This is a genomic window from Vibrio sp. MACH09 (genome assembly GCF_033238805.1).
GTDB lineage: Bacteria > Pseudomonadota > Gammaproteobacteria > Enterobacterales > Vibrionaceae > Vibrio.
In genome coordinates this window covers 338,647-359,276 of record NZ_BSFZ01000002.1, presented here as the reverse complement: position 1 = coordinate 359,276, position 20,630 = coordinate 338,647, and the positions used below count along the sequence as shown (strand labels likewise).

Here is a 20,630-nt window from a genome sequence, read left to right as displayed (position 1 = left end):
AGGAAGGGTTCAGGGGGGACTTATTTGTTGGCTTGATAATTACTGTCTTTGCTATCTTGCAACAACATCGACACTTCTACGAAGATTAGACTCTAAGCATAGCGCTATTTTCTTAAGACAATCGTCTCCTTCTAAGTGGCCGTGGTGATCATTATATTGCTTAAAGAAGTCTACATCACAAATGGTTACCGATAGTTCAAGATGCTCTCTGAATGTCTTATCCAGCTCTTTAGAGAAAACCTCATCAAAACCACGCCTGTTGAGAATACCCGTTAACCCATCCGTTATTGCCATCGTAACGTCGAGTCATTTTTTCCCAGCTGTTGGCGACATTTATAGTCTTATGTATGGAGCGGGAATGAGGGTATGTTGTTTAGAATGAACTCTAGTTTGATGTTCACTCCCACGCTGGCGTGGGAGTGAGGTATTTTTCTCTTACAAATATAACTAGGCGCCAATCACACCGCCATCTTTACGGGTAATAGCAATAACTGAAGAGCGTGGAATACTGTCGCCACCTTGCGGGAAGTGAGAAGGCGCCAGCTCTTCTCCTGGGTGCTGAACACCAACAAACATGGTCTTGTAGTCAGGTGAGAAAGTAAGGCCGGTTATTTCACAAGCTATAGGCCCCGTTAAGAAGCGGCGGATTTCCCCCGTTTGTGGATCACTACAAAGCATTTGGTTGTTACCCATGCCAGCAAAACCATCTTTGTTTTTGTAGTTGCCGTCTGTTTGAATCCAGAGACGACCAAAGCGGTCGAATCCAATCCCGTCTGGACTGTTGAACATATTGTCTTTATTAATATTATCAGAACCCGCCATCAAGCCCGATGGGTGAACTTCAGGGTTACCTGCTAACACATAGATGTCCCACTCGAAGGTATTATCTATATGGTTGCTGTTAGTCGGGCGCCAGCGAATAATATGACCATAGGGATTTTTTTCACGCGGATTTGATGCATTTAGAGGCTGCGTATCTTTAACACCACGGTACTTGTTGTTAGTCAGCGTACAAAATACTGAGTTATTGTCTGGGTGAACTGATACCCATTCAGGGCGATCCATCGTGGTAGCACCAACCTGAGTAGCTGCAAGACGTGCAAATATCATCACAGAAGCCGCATCTGGAAAACCGTTCTCCGGAGTCAGTCCATTTTTACCCCATGTCAGTTCTAGCCACTCACCCTTACCCGTTAGTTCACCTTCAGTACCGTTAAACTTAGCGACGTAAAGCGTACCTTCTTCAAGAAGATCCAGATTGGACTTTGAACCTGGAATATATTTGTTTTTAGAAACAAATTTATACAAATGTTCGCCACGTTCATCATCTCCTAGGTAAACAACTGCATGACCTGAACCATTAATCGTCAGCGCTGCGTTTTCATGTTTGAACCGACCAAGTGCGCTGCGCTTTTTCGGGGTGGAGTTTGGATTCATAGGGTCAATTTCTACAACCCAACCCATTCGATGTGGCTCATTTGGATGTTTAGAGATATCAAAACGTTCATCATGTTTAAACCAGTCATAGCCCCAGTCATTACTCTTCAGGCCATATCGCGTATAGTTTTCATCTAATTTGTTTTCCGCAGACGCTCCGAAGTAACCGTTAAAGTTCTCTTCACATGTTAGGTATGTTCCCCATGGTGTCTGACCATTAGCACAATTGTTCATTGTGCCAAGGATCTTCATACCAGATGGGTCTGCATCCGTTTTGAGAAGTGCATGTCCACGAGCTGGGCCGGTCATCTCCATCTCAGTAAATGCAGTAATACGACGGTTTGTACGACCTTCAGGGTTTACCATCCATTTGGCATTCTTCTTAACGAGTTCAACAATAGACACACCGTGAGCGGCTTGTGCTTTACGTACATCGTCAGCGGTAATGTTTTTGCCTTGATGTTCATATAGATATTCATTATTGGTGTACTCATTATTTACCGCCAATACAGCACGCGTATCTGAAATTGGGAAGAAAGTCATCCCGTCATTATTATCACCAAACTGCTGTTCTTGTGCCATGGAGTTATTTGACTGGCTGAACTCAGGCGCTCCTTTAACAACAGGATCTCCCCATGAAATTAGGACATCGGCCTGATAGCCAGCAGGAACTTCAATCGTATCTGAAGTTGAGATTGGAATGGCTTCGAACCCCAATAGCTCAGACTTCGTAGATATAGAACTAGCTACTGCCTGGCTGATTGGACTTGCGGCAAAGAAACCCACAGTACTCGCGGCACTTGTCGTTTTCAGAAAATTACGGCGGGACATTGCAGCTTCAACAAGGCGGTTGAACTCAGGCTCGTGATCTAATGGGCGCTGATCGCTGTTTTGGTTAAAGTGTTTCATTTAGTGACTTCCTTTTACGTGCTGATTTTTAGCCTTTTTAGGCATTTATAATTTCGCCACTATATTGCAAGCCGAATGTGATGGTTACGTTACATTTACATAACATTTAAATTGCAGCTGTAAATAGGAGTCCCTAGAATAATAACAAAACGGCTCTTACCAAAAGCTTGGTAAGAGCCGTCTACTACTAGTTAGTGTCGCTTTTAATCAGTCGCCTAAATTATACTGTTTAAGCTGCAGTTTTAGTGACACGGACATCTTGGTGAGTGCATCGATCTTTTCTTCTAACTGCACCACACTGTCGGATGTTTTGTAAGAGAGTGCGCTAATGGAAGTGACGTTCTTGTTCATCTCTTCGGCAACGCTAGATTGTTCCTCTGCTGCGGTAGCAATTTGCATGTTCATATCATTAACATCGGTAACGGAATCAACAATTTCAGAAAAGGCATCTTCAGTATTTTGGATTTGCTCCACGGATAAGTGGACTTTTTCTAACCCTTTTTCCATGGCATTTACTGCATTGCTACTGCCGCTTTGTAGCCTTTCAATCATGCTGTTTATTTCTACTGTCGATTGTTGAGTGCGTGAAGATAATACCCTTACTTCGTCGGCTACCACGGCAAAGCCTCGGCCTTGTTCACCCGCTCTTGCGGCCTCGATTGCAGCGTTTAACGCAAGCAAGTTGGTTTGGTCGGCAATACCACTTATGGAATCTGTAATGTCACGAATTTGTTGGCACTCTTCCGCCAGTAAATTGATGGAGTTGGAGATGTTAGAAATATCTTCAGACAGTTCTAGAATTGTTTCGCGAGTTGATGACACCATCATCTTGCCGTTGTTGGCGGCCATATCGGCAGTGGATGCCAGTTCAGATGTTCTTGATGTATTTTGAGCGATCTCTGCAACGGTCGCACTCATTTCATTCATCGCAGTTGCTACCATTTCTGTCTCGGTATGCTGGTGGTTCATGCTCTCTTTGGTGGTGTGGCTATTTTTCGACAGCACGTCTGTGGCAACAACGAGATCTTGCGATGATTCACCAAAACGTCCTATCACCGCTTTTAGTCGGCCTTGAAGCATTTTGGCTGACATGACGGTTTCGCCAATTTCATCCTGCTTAAGTATCTGGATATTATCCGCTAAGTCGCCTGCAGAGATGCGTTTGATGATGTTGTTTAGACGATGGATTCGCTTAACAACATCGTGATTAAATAAGTATAGAAGCGTAGAGAAAACCAAGATAACCCAAATGTTTGTGGCTATATCCAGTGGCGCGGCACTGAATAGAAAGCCGCCATGCCATTGTGCAAGTAAGAAAGTGACGAAAGCTAAGCATACGAGTGCATTTACTTTGGTTGCCATTTTCATGGTAGTGAAAATACTCGGTTTGGGAATGGATTTTTGTGGGTTACTGTTTAGCTCTTTATAGAGTGTTTCTGCCGCGGAAATTTGTTCTCGAGTCGGGCAACTTCTAACCGATTGGTAGCCAATCTTTTTTCCCTCTTCAAACACCGGCGTAACATAGGCATCTACCCAGTAATAGTCACCATTTTTACACAGGTTTTTTACCATGCCTTGCCAAGGTTTGTCAGCTTGAATAGTGGCCCATAGGTCAGCAAATGCGGCTTTTGGCATATCACCGTGGCGAACAATATGGTGGTTAGAGTTGATCAACTCTTGCTCTGAGTAGCCGCTAATTTCAACAAAATCACGATTACAGTATTGTATTACCCCTTTTAAATCGGTGACAGAAACTAAGGTGGAGCTTGGCGAAAACGTTCTTTCTTTTCCATTCATGGGCTGTTACCTATTATTTTAGTTATAAATACATTGAGTTTTATTAATGATAGCGTCAATAAGTTAAATATACATGAAATTTTGAGCTTTATTGTTAATTTTATCGGTATGAAAACAGAAAACTGTAGTCGTTTTTTGAATTCGACCTCCATCAGGTACATTTTGTGATTATTGAATGAATTTTTCTTGGTCACTATTTACGGGCAGGCAGGCGTTTTTTAGTTCGTGTCTATCTACTAATAGTGAGTTTATTCTGTCGTTATCTGTTCTCTTCTTGGTAGATAAGATAACGGTTTTTTCCGTTGATCTTAGCGTCATACATGGCTTGGTCGGCTTTGGACAATAAATCTTCAATGTCTCTGCCGTGCTCGGGGAAAATGCTAATACCGATACTGCTGCCTAGTTGGTAATGTTGGTCGGCTATTGAAAATGGCTGATACATAAATTGAGTGATGTTTTTTGCTCTACTCTTAATGGAAGCAATGTCGGTAATATTTGGGATGATGATGACAAACTCATCGCCGCCAAATCTAGCGACAACAGCACTCTCTTCAAGCTGCTGTTTAATACGATTGCTGACTTGCTGCAATAGTAGGTCACCTGTACGGTGACCAAACTGGTCATTTACTGGTTTAAAGTTATCAAGATCGATAAACAGTATGGCAATTTTACTGCCATTGCTCTCCGCTATCGCCGTTGTGATTTTTAACTGTTCCATTAACAGTCGCCGATTGGGCAAGCCGGTTAAGCTGTCGTGATTAGCAAGTTGAAGAACTTTTTGATTGGCTTTTTCTAGCTCAATATTTTTTAACCGGTAGATCTCTGCAAGTTTTTGCTTCTGCTCCAGCTCGTGTTCAAAACCGAGGCTTTTTAACTTCAATTCTGTTTCCATTAGATCGTATTTTTTCGCCATTGCGTTATAACTTTTTAAATACTCTAATGCGTGTTTATAGTCTTGTTTCTGCTCGTAGACGAAACTCAGTTTTTGATAAGCGTGGCAGATAAATCGGCCAATATCATGAGTTTGGGCTAGCATTTTAACTTGGTCAAAATAGGTGAGTGCGAGCTCGATATTTTCATTCATTAAAGCCAGACAACCCAGCTCATATAAATGCTCAGTTTCTATCTTTTTATTTCCCAACTGCTTGGAAATATCAAACCCCATCATAAAACAGTGCTGGGCGGCTTTTAGGTTTTGTTGGGCAAGATTGAGCTTACCTTGCGTGACTAGCAGTTCAGATTCAAAGTAAATATCGAGATTTTCTCGGCTGCGCTTCAGGGCAGAATCTAAGTAGTGTTTGGCGTTTGTCCAATCAGCTTTGTCTATGTAGTACAAAGCAATGCATTTTGATGCGGTATAGAATCCGGTACTGTTGAGTTCCGGAATGTCGAGAGCGCTGCTAAAAAACGAATAGGCTTCTTCAATATTGTCCAGTCCTTCGTATAGCAAGCCTAGGTTTGCTAGTGCAGAGGCTTCACGCTCTCGATTGCTTTTTTTGCGGGCTCTTTTTAGTGACTTTAGAAAATAAGGTAGGGCACTTTCGTAGTTGCCCATATCTAAATGAATGGCACCTAAGGCGTTAATGGCCTTTAGATAGCCGACCTCATCGTTAAGTATGTTGTACTGCTCAGGGAGATTTTTTAGCAACGGAAAAGCAAGATTAAACTCGCACTTCCATAGGTGATACCATGCTTGATTGAAGTCCGCGTCGAGTATCCCTTTCTGATAATTCAGCTCTTTAGCTGCATCTCGAGCTTTGTTACATTGAGTCAGTGCCAGTTCCATATCCTGAGTTAGGATGTCATGGAAATTGTCATTAAGTGAATCAATGGTGGCAATGCCTAATGTAACTATATCATCCATACGCCAGTCTATTGGTTTTGTTCAAGATCGTTTATTCGTTTTCTCTAATACTTCTACTCCTATTTATCATTTCATAACATGACTTTTATCAATAATTTAAGAAACACTCTATTTTCTTGGGTTGGACTGTTTTTGCCGACATGATAATTGATAAATGCATATGAGTGGAAATGGTCTGCTGATACCGAAAAATAGTATGCTTGGTGGGTCTTTATAGACGAACTGAGAGTGACTAATTGCTTAACATTAGTTGATTCTATTGGTGAAACCGCGTTAGCCTTAACAGTGAATGATAAATTAACAAGGTAGTGTTGACGTGCTGCGAAGTATGATGGTTTTGTTAGGTTTGGTGATGACTTTCTCCAGTTATTCTGCCAGTTATCTTCTGCCCGAAGATGATAGTCAGGTAGTGGGGCGTTTACAGCATCATGTCGTTGAAAAAGGGGATACCTTTGCAAAACTAGCCAAGATCTATGATGTCGGTTTGTTATCGCTGATGGCCGCGAATAAAGGTATTGATCCTTTTTTGCCCGATATTGGTACAGTATTAACGATACCAACGATGTTCATTTTGCCAACAGAAGATCGAAGCGGCATCGTTATCAATCTCGCGGAACTTCGACTTTACTATTTTGATGACGATAAAAAGCAAGTACATATATTTCCCGTTGGTATTGGTCGTATAGGCCGAGACACTCCAGAAATGAGTTCGTATATTAACGAAAAAATCCCCAACCCCACTTGGACCCCTCCAAAATCGATTCGTGACGAATATTTAGAAAAAGGCATTGAACTGCCGAAAGTAGTTCCCGCTGGGCCGGATAATCCATTAGGTGAGTACGCGTTGCGGCTGGCCTATGGCGTTGGTGACTATTTGATTCATGGAACAAATCGAGATTTTGGTATTGGGCTAAGAGTAAGCTCAGGGTGTATTCGAATGGAACCGGTTGATATTAAATGGCTGTTTGAGCAAGTATCACGAAAAGATCGGGTAAGGGTAGTTAACATTCCTATTAAAGTCTCTCTTGAACCGGATAGAAGTGTGTTTATGGAAGTGCATGAACCGCTAACAAACAGTGATGGTGTTCAGGAGCCTCTGGTTATGCCACAAGAGTTACAGTGGTGGATGATGGAATTTGATATTTCAATGAACAAAGCCAGAGCGGCAATGATTGTTCAAAGTGGTGTGCCAATTGAGATAGCGGCTCCTTCGTTATAAAGAAGCCGCTATCTCTACTTAAGTCACTTTAAGGTGCTTATTCAGCAAGAACAGACAAGATTACTTAGTGTAAGACTGAGCGATATTATCAATACGCTCATTCGCTCTTATCGCTTCTTCTTGAGCTGAGAATGCGTTCTCTTTTGCTGAGTTCGCAGTATCTCGAGCATCCGTTGCTTTCATTTCAGTGCGAGACTGATTCTGTTTTAGCGTGGCTATTTCATTGTTCAGTTGTTCTATTTGACCGTTCAAGCTTTTAATTTGACTCATTGTTTGGTCATCAGGACCAGAAGAACAACCAGCAAGTAAAAGTGTTGAACCAATGGCCAATGTTAATGCTATTTTCTTATTCATTTGAGCTCCCTGTTACTATTATCTCTTCAATGACTGTTCATACTTGGCCTGAGCTTAAAGTGAACAATCGCGCTGATAAATAACGCCATCGCATAAACTCGTTGAGCAACTTAAAGGTGAGTATATGAATGGTTTATGAATTACTGCGTTTAGTTACGCCATTTAGAGAGTTTACCTCTCCTATTCTCTCAAGTCATAAACTTGTTAACTATTAGTTTAGTATATAGTTTAAAAAGAGCAGATACTTTATGACTCTTCGATGCTAGTGAGTTGATGATAAAATAATCGTGATTATTTAATGTGATCTATATCCATAGATGGTGTTTTCACGGTATCATTGCGGGCTATTTTTATCATCACAATCCGTGGAGCGCACTTTGCAGTTTAAAGAACTAGGTCTTGATAACCGCTTACTTAAAAACCTTAATCACTATGCTTTTAAGCAGGCAACTGACATTCAGCAGCAAGCCATACCGGTTGCAATTGCTGGAAAAGATCTACTGGCGTCTTCCAAAACCGGATCAGGTAAAACCTTGGCGTTTGTTTTACCTATGCTACATAAAGCATTAAAAACAAAATCATTTTCTGCAAGAGATCCTCGTGCCGTTATATTAGCCCCAACTCGTGAACTGGCTAAACAAGTTTATGGTGAGCTGCGAAGTATGCTTGGAGGCTTGTCCTATACCGGTGCACTTATTGTTGGTGGTGAGAACTTTAATGACCAAGTAAAAGCGCTACGTAAGTACCCTAAATTTATAGTGGCCACCCCTGGACGTCTAGCGGATCACCTTGAACACCGTTCAATGTTTTTAGATGGTTTAGATACCTTGATTCTAGATGAAGCTGATCGCATGCTTGATCTAGGTTTTGCACCTGAGTTGCGCCGAATTCATAAAGCGGCAAAACATCGTCGTCGCCAAACATTGATGTTTTCTGCTACGTTAGAACATACTGAAGTTATTGATATCGCAATGGAAATGCTCAACGATCCTAAGCGTATAACGGTAGGTTCTGCCAGTGAGCAGCATAAAGATATTGCTCAGTCATTTTATCTTTGTGATCACCTTGATCATAAAGAAGCTATTCTGCACCGTCTTATTGAAGATGCAGATTATCGTCAGGTCATTATTTTCACCGCCACACGTGCGGATACGGAAAGGCTGACAAAAGAACTCAATGATAAGAAGTTAAAAGCTATCGCCTTGAGTGGGAATCTAAATCAAGCTCAACGCAATACCATCATGAGTCAGTTCGAGCGTAGTGTCTTTAAGATACTCGTCACGACAGATGTTGCTTCTCGTGGACTAGATATTGCCAATGTAACCCACGTAATTAACTTTGATATGCCGAAACACACTGAAGAGTACGTGCATCGTGTGGGAAGAACAGGAAGAGCAGGAAGCAAAGGAACAGCGTTATCACTTGTTGGCCCGAAAGACTGGGATAGCTTTAAGCGAGTAGAAGCGTTTTTACATCAGGACTTATCTTTCTCTGAATTAGAAGGCCTTAAAGGTAAATTTAAAGGCATAAAACCTCGCCAGCCAAATGTTAAAAAGCGAGTCACAGATCAGAAGAAGAAAAAAGCGGCACAGAAGAAAACTGCGAAAAAACCCGCTAAACGTGATAACAGCTTTTACAAGAATGTTTCTGTCGGTGATGAGGTATTCGTACCAAAGAAAAAGCCAGCAGCGAAACCTTCGGAAGAGTAATAGCGGTAGCGACTCTATTGCTATAGTGACACTCTGAATAGGCACTTTGTGGTTAACTGGCCGGTAACGTCAGCTAATGAAGCACTTTTAGGTGACAAGAGAACAATGTTCATATTAGGTTCATGTTGAACGGTATATGCTCTTTAAAGTCGCTTAGTTATAAGGCTGAGTGACTTAATTGAATCATCAGAGGTAGAATATGAATAGAGTATTGTTTTCAGTGTTGGCAATTTTTACCACTATTATCACGATGGTTTTTAGCTTGATAATGGTTATTCCACTGACTATTGCCGCCGTGATTACCGGCAAGCAACTGCAAAATAAATTTAAGGCTGATGCTGAGGCTGCGTCATATCAGCAGCGTTCCGCTATAGAAGGTGAGTTTGAGGACGTTTCAGAAAACGAAGTCAAATAATGAATTGTGATTCGCTTTTATTGCTCCAACTAGGATGTCAGTAAAAGCGAATTTTGCTAATCAACTGCGTTAAAAGTCATCATTCGGTGCGAACGTGAAGCCTTGACCACCAATAGAGGCTTCGTACATAAGTCCTCCTTTCGTTACTGTAAATACCGCCATATCATCAATATATTTTGCCTTGCTTTGCTTTTCACCAGCGGAAGCACTGACGCCATTTGATCCTGCCGTCGCGCTTGCTCCGATTGTAAGTGCGACTGCTGAGGCTTGTGCTCCAAACTCAAAACTGTTGCTGGTAAACGATAAAAATGCCGCTTTATTTTTAAAGAATATGATTTCACTGTAAGCTTGCGCACCAAATTGTAAGCCAAAAGTAAGTTGGCTTAGTGACGTATCACCAACATACTTGTTTTGTCGATATACTCGCCCTTCACCATATGCGCCACCAATTCCTATACCACCTTTTCCTACCGTGGGAAAAATAGCAAAGCCATAACTTTCATTAAAAAAGCTATCTACCTCAGGGGCTTTTTTGAAGCGATTGATCGCAGACTGGTATTTTCCTGATTCAGCATTTGCCATGGTTGGCACAATGAAGGTAACTACCGCCAACAAAAATAGACTCAGAATTTGTTTTATTGCACTAACCTGCATTTGAATAATCCTTTCAATAAGTTGAAGCCATAAATGGGGCTTATGGTTTAGGCAAAACAGTGGCTCTGCTTCGCCGATTTATGATACCAGTTTCTGTAAATTAGTCAGCATGTTCTCTGTTGTATTAAACGATGGTTACATTTAAGTACTTTGATCTTAATAGAATTGGAACACCCCAAGCCCGTTTTCTAAAAGTGTGAGCAATTTAGTGGCTGTAGCGTCAGCCTGCTTTGTTGTTCACAGATTCTATTAGGAACTTGTAGCAAAGTACCATGCAAATCGCTTTGTCTAAGGAGGAAATCTGAGTGTATAAACAGTTAACGGAAGATAAGCGTTTACAGATTTGGGCCATGCGTAAAGAAGGGAAATCCCAATCAGAGATAGCCAGAGTATTAGCTGTGCATCGCTCAACGGTTAGTCGAGAACTCAACCGCAATTCGGGCCCGTATGGCTATGAGCCACAGTTAGCGCAAAGAATGGCTATTTATCGTAAAAAATTTCATCAGCAAATTGTTGAAAGGCAGTATGAAGAGTTGCTCAAGGAGTTACTCAGTCTGGGATGGGATAGAGACCAGTGCCAGACATTTATTGTTCATCATCATCCCGAATTGACAACAGAGCAGCTTAATAGCTTGCTCGATAGCTTTGAACCAGCAATTTAATATTATTTTTTAGAGCAAGATCACGTGTTGCACTTGCTCTAACTTTCCCTCATTTGACTTATTCTAGTTTGTTGCACTTGTCATGTAGATATCGCTAAAAATGTTGTTTTTAAAGGATGATTTTGTTGCACTTGCCCCTGTTGGTTTTTTGTGCGCATTTGTTGCACTTGCTTGTTTACTGAATAAGAGTAAATAAAATTAATCATATAATTCAATAGGTTATCTCTTATTTTTGTGTGTGATATATGTCACATTCAATCGAGGGAGTACTCACTATATTAAATGCCGTACCCAAAAAACAATTCAAGGAGTGATAGATGAAAAAGTTTAATCATGTTGGTATTCCGACATCAGTCGTTCATGAGGGGGAGACATTTAATGCTGATATTGGCTTGTATGTGACCGACTTTTCTAATAGCGATAATCGTATTGAGTGGTTACGATTTTTACCAGAAAGCCCAATGCCTGAAGCGTTAAAAACGACCGCTCATGTTGCTTATGAAGTGGATGATTTACAACAAGCAATGGTAGGAAAAGAAGTGCTGTTGGAACCATTTGATGCCAGTGAATCATTAACCATTGCTTTTATTTTGGAAGATGAAGCCCCTGTTGAGCTAATGCAGTACCATTAGTGGGCGCTAACATCGTTATGATTATAGGTCAGTCAGATCACAGTGAAATAAAGCGGATTTAACTGATTTTCTATCTATTCAGTTCAGATTAATAACTGAACAAGAACGTGATAAAGAGAACCCTACAATGAAAAAATTTATCAATAATAGCGAAAATATTACGGTAGAACTTCTTCAAGGTTTGGCTATGACTTTTCCTCACAAAGTGAAAGTTCTGTCAGATAAAATTGTGGCTAGAGCGACAGCTAAAGAAGCGAATAAAGTTGCGCTTGTTACCCTTGGTGGCGCAGGTCATGAGCCAGCATTAAGTGGTTATGTAGGAGAGGGAATGCTCGATTACTCTGTCGTCGGTGATATCTTTGCCGCTCCTGGTGCCCCAAAGGTATTTGAAGCGCTAAAGCTTGCGAACTGTCCGGCGGGTGTTCTATTAATTGTGCTTAACCATGAAGGTGACGTCATGGCAGCCAATATGGCGATGGAAATGGCTAAACGAGAAGGTATCAATGTCAAAATGTTACTTACGCACGAAGACATCAGTGCGGGCTTAGATGCTGATGAAAAAGATAAGCGAGGGTTGGCGGGTTGTGTACCCGTTTATAAAATTGCCGGAGCTGCAGCTGAAGCAGGGCTTTCTCTAGACGAAGTTATACGCATTGCTGAAAAATTTAATCAAAACATGGCAACTCTAGCAGTAGCAATGAGTAATGCAATGCACCCTCAGTCAGGAATGGCGATTGGCGATTTAGCTGATGATGAGATGGAAATTGGTATGGGACAGCATGGAGAAGGTGGCGGTGGTCGAATGAAGATTCAGACGGCAGATGATACCGCTAATATCATGCTAGCGCAGCTAAGCAAGGCACTTAATATAGAGTCGGGTGATGACCTTATGTTAATGGTCAATGGCTCAGGAGCGACTACATTGATGGAAATGTTTATTGTTGCCCGAGCATGTCACCTTTCATTAGAAGAGCAAGGTGCCAAAGTAGTCCGTTCAAAAGTCGAAGAGATTTTGACGGTTCAGGAAATGGCAGGTTTCCAGATGTGTATCGGTAAGTTTGATAATGAAACACTTCAATATTGGGACAAACCTTGTAACACACCGTACTGGACTCAACAGTAGTGATTAATTGGCTTGCTGGCCTAAATCGCCAGTGAGCTGAGCTAAACCCCACCCTAAGTTAAATGGTTATGCGTCTTTGGCGTAGGGTGGCGTTTTGCCTGAATTCAGGAGAAAGGTAATGACAGAGTTCAACCAAAATGTGCTATTTGGCATGTTGGAGTATGCCGCTGAGAGCATTGAGCAACAGGTACCTCATCTAAATGAGTTGGATGGAAAAACAGGTGATGGGGATCATGGCACCACCATGATGAGAGTGTGCCATTGCATCGAAGAGTCACTCAAACAGTACGGTAGCGATTGGAATAAACAAGTCGATGATCTTGGTTGGTCGATCATGAGTCAGGATGGTGGTTCGGCAGGAATGTTAGTGGGTAATTTCTTTTTGGGTCTGGCTGAAGGCTTATCAGAACCCGAGTTATCACCCTCGCAAATTGCCAGCACCTTCCGTGCTGGGTTAGACAAATTAATGCAATTTAGTGGTGCACATGCGGGTGATAAAACCATGTTAGATGCGCTTATCCCTGCTGTGGAATCATTAGAGCGATCCTCGTCGGATGGTGAGTCTATCGAATCTATGTTTGCCCGTGCTGCGGACTCGGCCACTCAAGGTGCAGAAGCGACTAAACAAATGATTCCAACACGTGGACGAGCAAAAAACTTGGGTGAAAAAGCCGTGGGATTTATCGATCCAGGCGCGACTAGCATGGCAATCCTGTTTGAATCTTTTAATCAATATATACAGAACGACAAAAGCTAGGAGTAAGAAAATGGCAGATAAAGATGGAATGAAGCAGGCTAAGAATTACGGCTTAGATACACCACAAGCGAATCAATCGTTCTATGTAAAAGGAATGGATCACGTTGACTGGGGTATGAAGGACAGACTGAGTCGAATATTCAGACCTGATACAGGTAAAACAGTCATGCTCGCGTTTGACCATGGTTACATCATGGGGGCGACAGCAGGATTGGAGCGACTCGATTTAGCGATTGAACCGCTTGCTCCGTATGCTGATGCGCTAATGGCGACTCGCGGTGCTTTACGAAGCTGTATTCAACCGACTCACAATAAAGCCGTCATTCTGCGTGCGAGCGCAGGCAGCACGGTTTTGAAAGATGACATGAGCCACGAGGTGGTGGGTGTCGATATTGATGACGCTTTACGTATCAATGCTTCGTGTCTTGCGATTCAAGTGTTTGTCGGTTCTAAAGGAGAGTGCAGCAGTTTACAAAATTTAGTCAATACCGTTGATGCTGGTGCCCGTTTAGGCGTGCCTACCTTGGGCGTGACCGCGGTCGGTAAGGAGATGGAAAGAACCACTCGCTATTTCATGTTGGCAACCCGAGTCATCGCAGAGCTCGGCGCTCATATTGTAAAAACTTACTACTGTGATGACTTCGATAAAGTAGTGGCCGCATGCCCTGTACCCATTGTGGTTGCTGGTGGTAAAAAGCTGCCTGAAATGGAAGCGTTACAGCTTACTTACAATGCGATCCAATCTGGTGCAGCGGGCGTAGATATGGGACGCAATGTATTCCAATCAGATAGTCCTGTAGGGATGATCAAGGCTATTAGCGGTGTCGTTCACGATAACCTAACTCCTGTTCAGGCGTACGATTTATATCAAACAGAGAAAAGTATCCAATCTTAAGGAAGGTAAAGATGAAATTTCAACAATTTATAGTGATACCTGTAATTGTCGCGTTTTTGGCATTTACCATTCAAATACTTGACCAACTACTAGCAGGGTTTATGCCTGTTGCTAATAATGTTGGCTTTGGCTGGATTGCGTTTATTGCATGGGCGATGTACTTTATGGCTGGTTGTACACTTGAAGGTGGCAAAAAAACGGTATTTGGCTACATATCCGGTATTATCGCCTCAATCGCCATCATGGAGTTAGGCGGTGCATTTTCAGGTTTTGGTTTTTTTGCTTTTCCGTTCGCCATTTTTGTTGTTGTTGTTCCATGTATCTGTTTAGAACGAATGCCGCCATTTGATTTTGTACCTGCATTATTTGTTGGTGCTGGTACGTTTTTTGGTTTTATGTCTTATGTATCAGGTGCTACCTATGTAACGGCGACAGTAACTGAGCTTATCTATTGTGGGATAGGAATATTGTATGGATGGATGACGGTAACACTCAGAGGTCGTTATGAAGCATACATTGAAGAGTACAATGAAGGTCATGGAGGGCATCATATTCCTCATTAAACGAGTAAGTTAACATTGGTAATAAAGAGACAAAAATGGCGTGATATCCCAATTTCGCCATTTTTTATTAACGTCCATAATCCGATTTTTCTTAACTTGCTGATATTTATAGTTAATTTGTTTTATCAGCAAAACCGTAATTGCTTAGTCAATTTCTAAAGTAAGCATTACAAACTAGTTATTTTACCTTCCTTCGTTTTATCTGATCATTGTTTAAAAATAACAACTAAACAAAGCACCATGATCAAATACCCTAAACTTATTGCTCATAAAGAAAATATTAAATTTAATGCTCAGGCTCTAATTAAATCTTGCCAAAAATATGGCGTTGAACCTGTTGCGGTGACAAAATTAGTATGTTCTGCCCCCAGTATTATTCAAGAGATTATTCAATCTGGAATAGACACAATTGCAGATTCAAGAATAAAGAATTTAAAGAAAGCACAACATATAGCCGTTAAAAAAATGCTACTAAGATTACCTGCTCTAAGTGAAGTGGATGAGGTCATTAAATATAGTGATATCTCCCTGAACTCTGAACTGGATATTTTGCAGGCTTTGTCTCGTTCTGCGGTTGAACAAAATAAAATACATCAAGTAATTATTATGCACGATCTCGGTGATCTCCGAGAGGGCTCGATAAATATTAATATGACGCAGGAACTCGCCAGCACCTGTATCCACCTTGAGAATATCGAGTTGCTTGGTATTGGATCAAACCTTGCCTGTTTTGGCGGAGTTGAACCAAGCATAGAGAATCAGTCCGAACTGGTTGCTATTGCTAAAGAGATAGAGAACAAGTACCAAGTGAAACTGAAGATAATATCAGGGGCCAGTTCTGCCGGGTTACCTTTAATGATGGAAGGGAGCTTGCCTACCGAGGTTAACCAGCTCCGTCTTGGTGCGTCGATTCTAATGGGCATCGGCCTGAATGATATGCCAGTGAAAGGGACAAAACAGAATACCTTTACATTGAGTGCTGAAATCATAGAAGTAAAAAGAAAACCCTCTGTTCCTCAAAATTCCTCGGCGCTAGATGCATTTGGAAATGTCCCTACTTTCACAGATAGAGGCAATCGCATGCGAGCCATATGTGCCATTGGCAAACAAGATGTAAATTTTGATGAATTATTCCCCGAAGACGCGGACGTTATCATTGTCGGTGGTAGCAGTGACCACCTAATTTTAGACGTGGATGATTGCCAAAATAAATATAAAGCAGGGGATATTATTAATTTCAATCTTGGTTATTCCGGCGTTCTTCAATGCATGACCTCTGAGTACATCAGCAAAGACTTTTAGGTAATTAATATATTAAAAATTAATTACTATTATTAAGTGTGAAATGGAAATAGATATGTTTAAAATTAAAAAAATACCCAATACCTTTACAATATTATTTATACTAATTGCCTTATTTTCTATATTAACTTTTATTCTACCTGCTGGAAAATATGACCGTGTTGAAAATACTCAGTTGGGGCGAGAAGTTCCTATCCCGGGGTCTTATAAAATCGTAGAAGCGACACCACAAGGATTTTTTGACACTTTAATGGCGCCAATTTCGGGCTTCTATAATCCGTCTACTTATGAAGTAGGGGCGATTGATGTCAGCCTTTTTGTTCTTATGGTCGGCGGGTTTCTTGCTGTAGTAACCAAAACAGGGGCGATTGAAACCGGCATTGCACGAGTGATGGTGCGTTTAAAGGGGCGTGAAATATGGATGATCCCTATCTTGATGCTGCTGTTTTGCCTAGGTGGAACTTCCTATGGTATGGCTGAAGAAACATTGGCGTTTTATGGGCTGCTTATTCCGGTATTTGTGGCGGCTGGGTTCGATCCTTTAGTGGCGGTAGCGGTGATTTTTGTCGGCTCAGGAATAGGAACATTGGGATCCACCATTAACCCTTTTGGAACAGTTATCGCGTCAAATGCTGCTGATATCGATTTCATTGAAGGAATGACCACGCGCATTGTTGTGCTGGTGGTGGCGTTTGTTGCGGGCTGTGGTTATGTGATGCGCTATGCGCATAAGATTAAGAAAACGCCTTCTTTGTCATTGATTTATGAACTATCGGATTCTAATAAGAAGCACTTTCTTGGTAATCAAAGTGCGGATCAAGAAATACCGGCCTTAACTCGGCCACAACAGTTTGTGCTCATTCTCTTTGCCGCCACATTTATTGTCATGGTTTATGGTGTTTCGACACTAGGCTGGTGGATGGCGGAGATGAGCACACTTTTTATTACCATGGCGATCGTGTGTGGCATTGTTGGTAAATTGAAAGAAGACGAACTCATTAACTCATTCATCGCGGGAGCAGCCGATCTTATTGGCGTTGCCCTTATTATAGGTGTCGCTCGTGGCATCGTTGTGGTTATGGAAGCGGGGAGTATTACTGACACAATTTTGCATTACTGTGAAGAGCTGGTAGTCGGTAAAAGCTCCATTGTGTTCGTTAATACGGTGTATTGGATAGAAATGATGCTGTCATTTATTGTCTCTTCAACATCTGGATTGGCGGTCATGACCATGCCTATTCTTGCTCCTCTTAGTGATTTTGCTAATACAGGCCGAGAGCTCGTTGTCTCCGCGTATATGTTTGGTATTGGTACGGTACTCTTTGTCACACCGACCTATGGTGTATTGATGGGCTGTTTGGCTATTGGGCGCGTGCCATACGGAGCTTGGTTGCGATTCATTATGCCGTTAGTTTTATTCTTTATCGTGCTAAACACTATAATGCTCTCTATTAGTGCTAGCATGTAAAATAATATGTATTTTTAAAGCTTCTTTATTTGGCTATTTCTCTGAAATGTGTTGTTAACCGCTCAATATGCGTTGGTATTGAGCGCTTTTCTTGAAGGTAAACTATGTACAAAGCGTCTAATTTTGATTTAAAGCTACTTAAAATATTCGCCCAAATTGTTGAGTCAGGCGGCTTTTCTGCTGCTCAGTCTAAACTTAATATGCACCAGTCTTCGATAAGCCAAAAAATGCACGATTTAGAGCAAAGATTAAATATGAAGCTTTGTCAGCGTGGTAGAGGTGGATTTAAGCTGACTAATGACGGCTATAAGGTGTATGAAGCCTGTAAAGCGTTGTTTGTTGATATAGAGAAATTTGAACATGTGATTGATGATATTCGTTCTGTCACACTGGGGCATGTGCGATTAGCGATGACCGATAATATTGCCACTAACCCAGAATGTAATGTCTATCATGCGATACAGAAATTCTGCAAAAAATACCCTAATGTGAGTTTTGATACCGATATTATGGACTCTCAGCAAATTGAAGAGCAGTTGATCTCTGGCAAAGTGGATATTGGCATTACCTCTTCTGAAATTATGCGTTCGTGCTTAAATTACCATTTTCTTTTTTCAGAAAAGCAGCGACTTTACTGCACACCTGACCATGACATACTGGCTTTAGGTGAGATCACCTCACGCAAAGACATCGCTCCTTATGCCGTGGTAGAAAGAGGATTGGCACACAAAGTTACCCCCTTAAGTCATAAAGACGATGTCATGCATATGGCCAGTTGCATCAATATGGAAGCGACAGCGCAATTAATATTGTCTGGACAATTTATCGGTTATTTACCGACGCATTATGCAGAGACATGGTTGAACCAAAAGCGGTTAGTGGCCCTAGACGCGCCGAAACTGGATTATCTGGCGGATTTTCACCTCACCATTGCCAAGCAAGAAGATGAGCTTTCGGTGGCACCGCTTAATTTTTATAGGGAACTTCGGGCTGCTCACAGTAAAGAGTGCCGTTAGATAGATGCTTATCTCTCATTATCGCAATTAGCTATAGCATCTTTCGACAACTTAGTTTATTAATTAACGAGTTGTCTATAGGTAGAAGCTTGAGAGCAAATGGAAAATATTTTTATTCTTGTTGTGTTATTAGTGGTGTTCTTTTTGTTGGTACAAAAAAAACTGACTAAAAACGAAAGTTATAAAGATTGTGCATATAAGAGCAAGAATGCGTTATTAAACTCCCAAGAAATGGCGTTTTATAATGCACTGATAACCGCTGTTGGCGAGCATGGTATTGTGTTGGCAAAAGTGAACATGACTCATGTTGTTGCACCAGACAGTAGTAATAAGAAGAAGCGCTTTATCGCTAGCAGCAAAATAGCTAAGAGTTATTTTGACTATCTGGTGTGCGATCCACGTTCTTTAGAAGTGAGAGTCATTATTGAGTTTGATAATGGAAAAGAGCTTGATAAAGGCAAGATAGAGCGACAAAAACTGTTAATGCATGTTTGTAACTCTGCCAATATTCCATTAATTGGAGCGAGCATTAAACATAGTTATCAAGTTGGACGACTACGCCGCTTATTGGCGTCACATATTGACCTGATTGAACCGGATAAAGAAGTGCGTTTTTGTAAAAAGTGCGGCAGTCCAATGGTGATTAAAGTGGCGAGTAAGGGGGAGTTTAAAGGTCGTCGTTTCTTTACCTGTAGCCGCCTGCCGATCTGTACTTATACCGAAAACTACAATGTCGTGTTTGAAGACGAGGATCAGTAAAGGCAACGGCTTTTAGAAGCATTTTGTTTTTAGGACCATTTGTTTTTAGAACCATTCGATTTTTGATACATGTTTATTCCGTGACGGATATTGAAAAGCTCAACGGGATCTTAGCATCCGTTGATATCGACCTAGCATACTTTCATTCCCCAATAATCCACCCTGATGAATATACATTAGGGTTTTATCCTTATTGGCTGTCATCCACGGTTTAAGGCAGCGCCACATAAAGGGATCATACAGAAGATCAAACTCTATGCCGGTTTGTTGATGGAGAGACTGCCATAGCTGATAGTCGTCTAAATCTAATCGACCAAACTGGTGTTTCTGCTCAGCAGCTAGAATGGTGGGCAAATTAGATGATTGTTCCAACATGGCAAATTGTTCAGTTAGGTATGCTCGGTTTCCAACACAGGCGCAAGTAAGCACCTCTATATTCTCTTTGCTGAGATGTTTTTGTAAGTAGAATGCGGTAGTGCCTGTGCCAGATGGAAGAGCCACCACGAGATTGTCAACCTGCTGTTGAACCTTCCACTGTTTTATCTCTTTGGCTAGTTGTGCTACGCCATGTTCTGCTATTGGGCTGCGCCCTCCTTCTGGAATAATCATTGCGTTACTTTGATGGGCATATGTGTCGCGAATATAGTCGCTGGCATGTCGTTGTTTACGGTCATCTTGCTGTGATAAATCGATGATTTCCGCCCCCAGTTCGAGTGCGCCTCGGTAGTTTCCTCTCGGTGACTGTTTTACGTAGCTGGCAATATGATCAACATAAAAATGTAAGGTCCACTTCTTAAGGTGGCAGAGTGCAGCCAATGAATAGAGTGAATTGGCTTGTACGGAACCATAGCCCACTAAACAGTCAATATTTGGGTAGTCATTCTCTAGTAGAGACATAAACTTACGTGCTTTATTTCCTGAAAACTGCGCATGTAATAGATCATCTCTTTTAAGATAAAAGTCGTGCTGGTCAAATTGATGTTGTGTTACAGGGCTATTGATCAAGTTCATAAAGGAGTTGAGTCACTTGTATAATTTAAAAGCAGAAATTGAAATTTATCGCCTAAATTGAAGGTCTAGTTATCTATTGTCAAT

Annotated in this window: 20 protein-coding genes; 13 read left to right on the top strand and 7 right to left on the bottom strand. The window is 41.5% G+C overall.

Features of this window, described 5'->3' with window-relative positions; translation table 11 throughout:
* Positions 1–51: 51 nt before the first annotated feature.
* The 4 genes from CHJ_RS16830 to CHJ_RS16815 all read right to left on the bottom strand — a co-directional run bounded on the left by CHJ_RS16830 (position 52) and on the right by CHJ_RS16815 (position 6,007).
* Entirely contained in the window at positions 52–294 is a 243-nt protein-coding gene (locus tag CHJ_RS16830; RefSeq protein WP_317918368.1) for a diguanylate cyclase, read from the bottom strand.
* A 153-nt stretch (positions 295–447) separates the two neighbouring features.
* On the bottom strand, positions 448–2,346 hold the full coding sequence (locus tag CHJ_RS16825; RefSeq protein WP_317918367.1) for a PhoX family protein: 1,899 nt from the start codon (positions 2,344–2,346) through the stop codon (positions 448–450).
* 207 nt (positions 2,347–2,553) lie between these two features.
* Positions 2,554–4,143: a methyl-accepting chemotaxis protein gene (locus tag CHJ_RS16820; RefSeq protein WP_317918366.1), complete on the bottom strand. Its 1,590-nt coding sequence runs from the start codon at positions 4,141–4,143 to the stop codon at positions 2,554–2,556.
* A 259-nt stretch (positions 4,144–4,402) separates the two neighbouring features.
* Entirely contained in the window at positions 4,403–6,007 is a 1,605-nt protein-coding gene (locus CHJ_RS16815; RefSeq protein WP_317918365.1) for a tetratricopeptide repeat-containing diguanylate cyclase, read from the bottom strand.
* Positions 6,008–6,335: 328 nt separating this feature from the next.
* On the opposite strand from CHJ_RS16815, the gene CHJ_RS16810 reads away from it, so the two are divergent.
* Positions 6,336–7,226: a L,D-transpeptidase family protein gene (locus tag CHJ_RS16810; protein WP_171752317.1), complete on the top strand. Its 891-nt coding sequence runs from the start codon at positions 6,336–6,338 to the stop codon at positions 7,224–7,226.
* A gap of 60 nt (positions 7,227–7,286) precedes the next feature.
* Here CHJ_RS16810 and CHJ_RS16805 read toward each other — a convergent pair whose 3' ends face one another.
* Positions 7,287–7,580 carry an Lpp/OprI family alanine-zipper lipoprotein gene (locus CHJ_RS16805; RefSeq protein ID WP_171752316.1) on the bottom strand — a complete coding sequence of 98 codons (294 nt, stop codon included), beginning with the start codon at positions 7,578–7,580 and terminating at the stop codon, positions 7,287–7,289.
* Positions 7,581–7,945: 365 nt separating this feature from the next.
* Here CHJ_RS16805 and CHJ_RS16800 point away from each other — a divergent pair, with 365 nt between their 5' ends.
* Positions 7,946–9,289 carry a DEAD/DEAH box helicase gene (locus CHJ_RS16800; protein WP_317919202.1) on the top strand — a complete coding sequence of 448 codons (1,344 nt, stop codon included), beginning with the start codon at positions 7,946–7,948 and terminating at the stop codon, positions 9,287–9,289.
* Positions 9,290–9,488: 199 nt separating this feature from the next.
* Positions 9,489–9,704, top strand: coding sequence for a hypothetical protein (locus CHJ_RS16795; protein ID WP_171752314.1), 216 nt, complete (start codon positions 9,489–9,491; stop codon positions 9,702–9,704).
* Between the two features lie 69 nt (positions 9,705–9,773).
* On the opposite strand, the gene CHJ_RS16790 is transcribed toward CHJ_RS16795, so the two are convergent.
* Positions 9,774–10,358, bottom strand: coding sequence for a YSC84-related protein (locus CHJ_RS16790; protein WP_317918364.1), 585 nt, complete (start codon positions 10,356–10,358; stop codon positions 9,774–9,776).
* A 305-nt stretch (positions 10,359–10,663) separates the two neighbouring features.
* Between CHJ_RS16790 and CHJ_RS16785 the strand changes: the two genes are divergently transcribed.
* From CHJ_RS16785 to CHJ_RS16740, 10 genes are all read left to right on the top strand, one after another.
* On the top strand, positions 10,664–11,020 hold the full coding sequence (locus tag CHJ_RS16785; protein ID WP_171752312.1) for a helix-turn-helix domain-containing protein: 357 nt from the start codon (positions 10,664–10,666) through the stop codon (positions 11,018–11,020).
* A gap of 317 nt (positions 11,021–11,337) precedes the next feature.
* A complete protein-coding gene (locus CHJ_RS16780; RefSeq protein WP_171752311.1) occupies positions 11,338–11,652 on the top strand; it encodes a hypothetical protein in 315 nt (104 codons plus the stop codon).
* 127 nt (positions 11,653–11,779) lie between these two features.
* The gene (locus tag CHJ_RS16775; RefSeq protein WP_317918363.1) at positions 11,780–12,775 is read left to right on the top strand and encodes a dihydroxyacetone kinase subunit DhaK; all 996 of its coding nucleotides are present in this window, start codon (positions 11,780–11,782) and stop codon (positions 12,773–12,775) included.
* A gap of 118 nt (positions 12,776–12,893) precedes the next feature.
* Positions 12,894–13,532, top strand: coding sequence for a dihydroxyacetone kinase subunit DhaL (dhaL, locus tag CHJ_RS16770; RefSeq protein WP_317918362.1), 639 nt, complete (start codon positions 12,894–12,896; stop codon positions 13,530–13,532).
* A 10-nt stretch (positions 13,533–13,542) separates the two neighbouring features.
* Positions 13,543–14,427: a 3-hydroxy-5-phosphonooxypentane-2,4-dione thiolase gene (gene lsrF / locus CHJ_RS16765; protein WP_171752308.1), complete on the top strand. Its 885-nt coding sequence runs from the start codon at positions 13,543–13,545 to the stop codon at positions 14,425–14,427.
* An 11-nt stretch (positions 14,428–14,438) separates the two neighbouring features.
* Positions 14,439–14,990, top strand: coding sequence for a DUF1097 domain-containing protein (locus tag CHJ_RS16760; protein WP_317918361.1), 552 nt, complete (start codon positions 14,439–14,441; stop codon positions 14,988–14,990).
* Positions 14,991–15,230: 240 nt separating this feature from the next.
* On the top strand, positions 15,231–16,292 hold the full coding sequence (locus CHJ_RS16755; RefSeq protein WP_317918360.1) for an alanine/ornithine racemase family PLP-dependent enzyme: 1,062 nt from the start codon (positions 15,231–15,233) through the stop codon (positions 16,290–16,292).
* 55 nt (positions 16,293–16,347) lie between these two features.
* Complete coding sequence (locus CHJ_RS16750; RefSeq protein WP_171752305.1) at positions 16,348–17,760, top strand: YfcC family protein; 1,413 nt, start codon at positions 16,348–16,350, stop codon at positions 17,758–17,760.
* Positions 17,761–17,864: 104 nt separating this feature from the next.
* Positions 17,865–18,776 (top strand): LysR family transcriptional regulator, encoded by a 912-nt coding sequence (locus CHJ_RS16745; RefSeq protein WP_171752304.1) that lies wholly within the window; start codon positions 17,865–17,867, stop codon positions 18,774–18,776.
* A gap of 99 nt (positions 18,777–18,875) precedes the next feature.
* Entirely contained in the window at positions 18,876–19,535 is a 660-nt protein-coding gene (locus CHJ_RS16740; protein ID WP_171752303.1) for a DUF2726 domain-containing protein, read from the top strand.
* A 99-nt stretch (positions 19,536–19,634) separates the two neighbouring features.
* Here the strand turns inward: CHJ_RS16740 and CHJ_RS16735 are convergent, their stop codons facing one another.
* Entirely contained in the window at positions 19,635–20,546 is a 912-nt protein-coding gene (locus CHJ_RS16735) for a pyridoxal-phosphate dependent enzyme (protein WP_171752302.1), read from the bottom strand.
* Between the last annotated feature and the right edge of the window lie 84 nt (positions 20,547–20,630).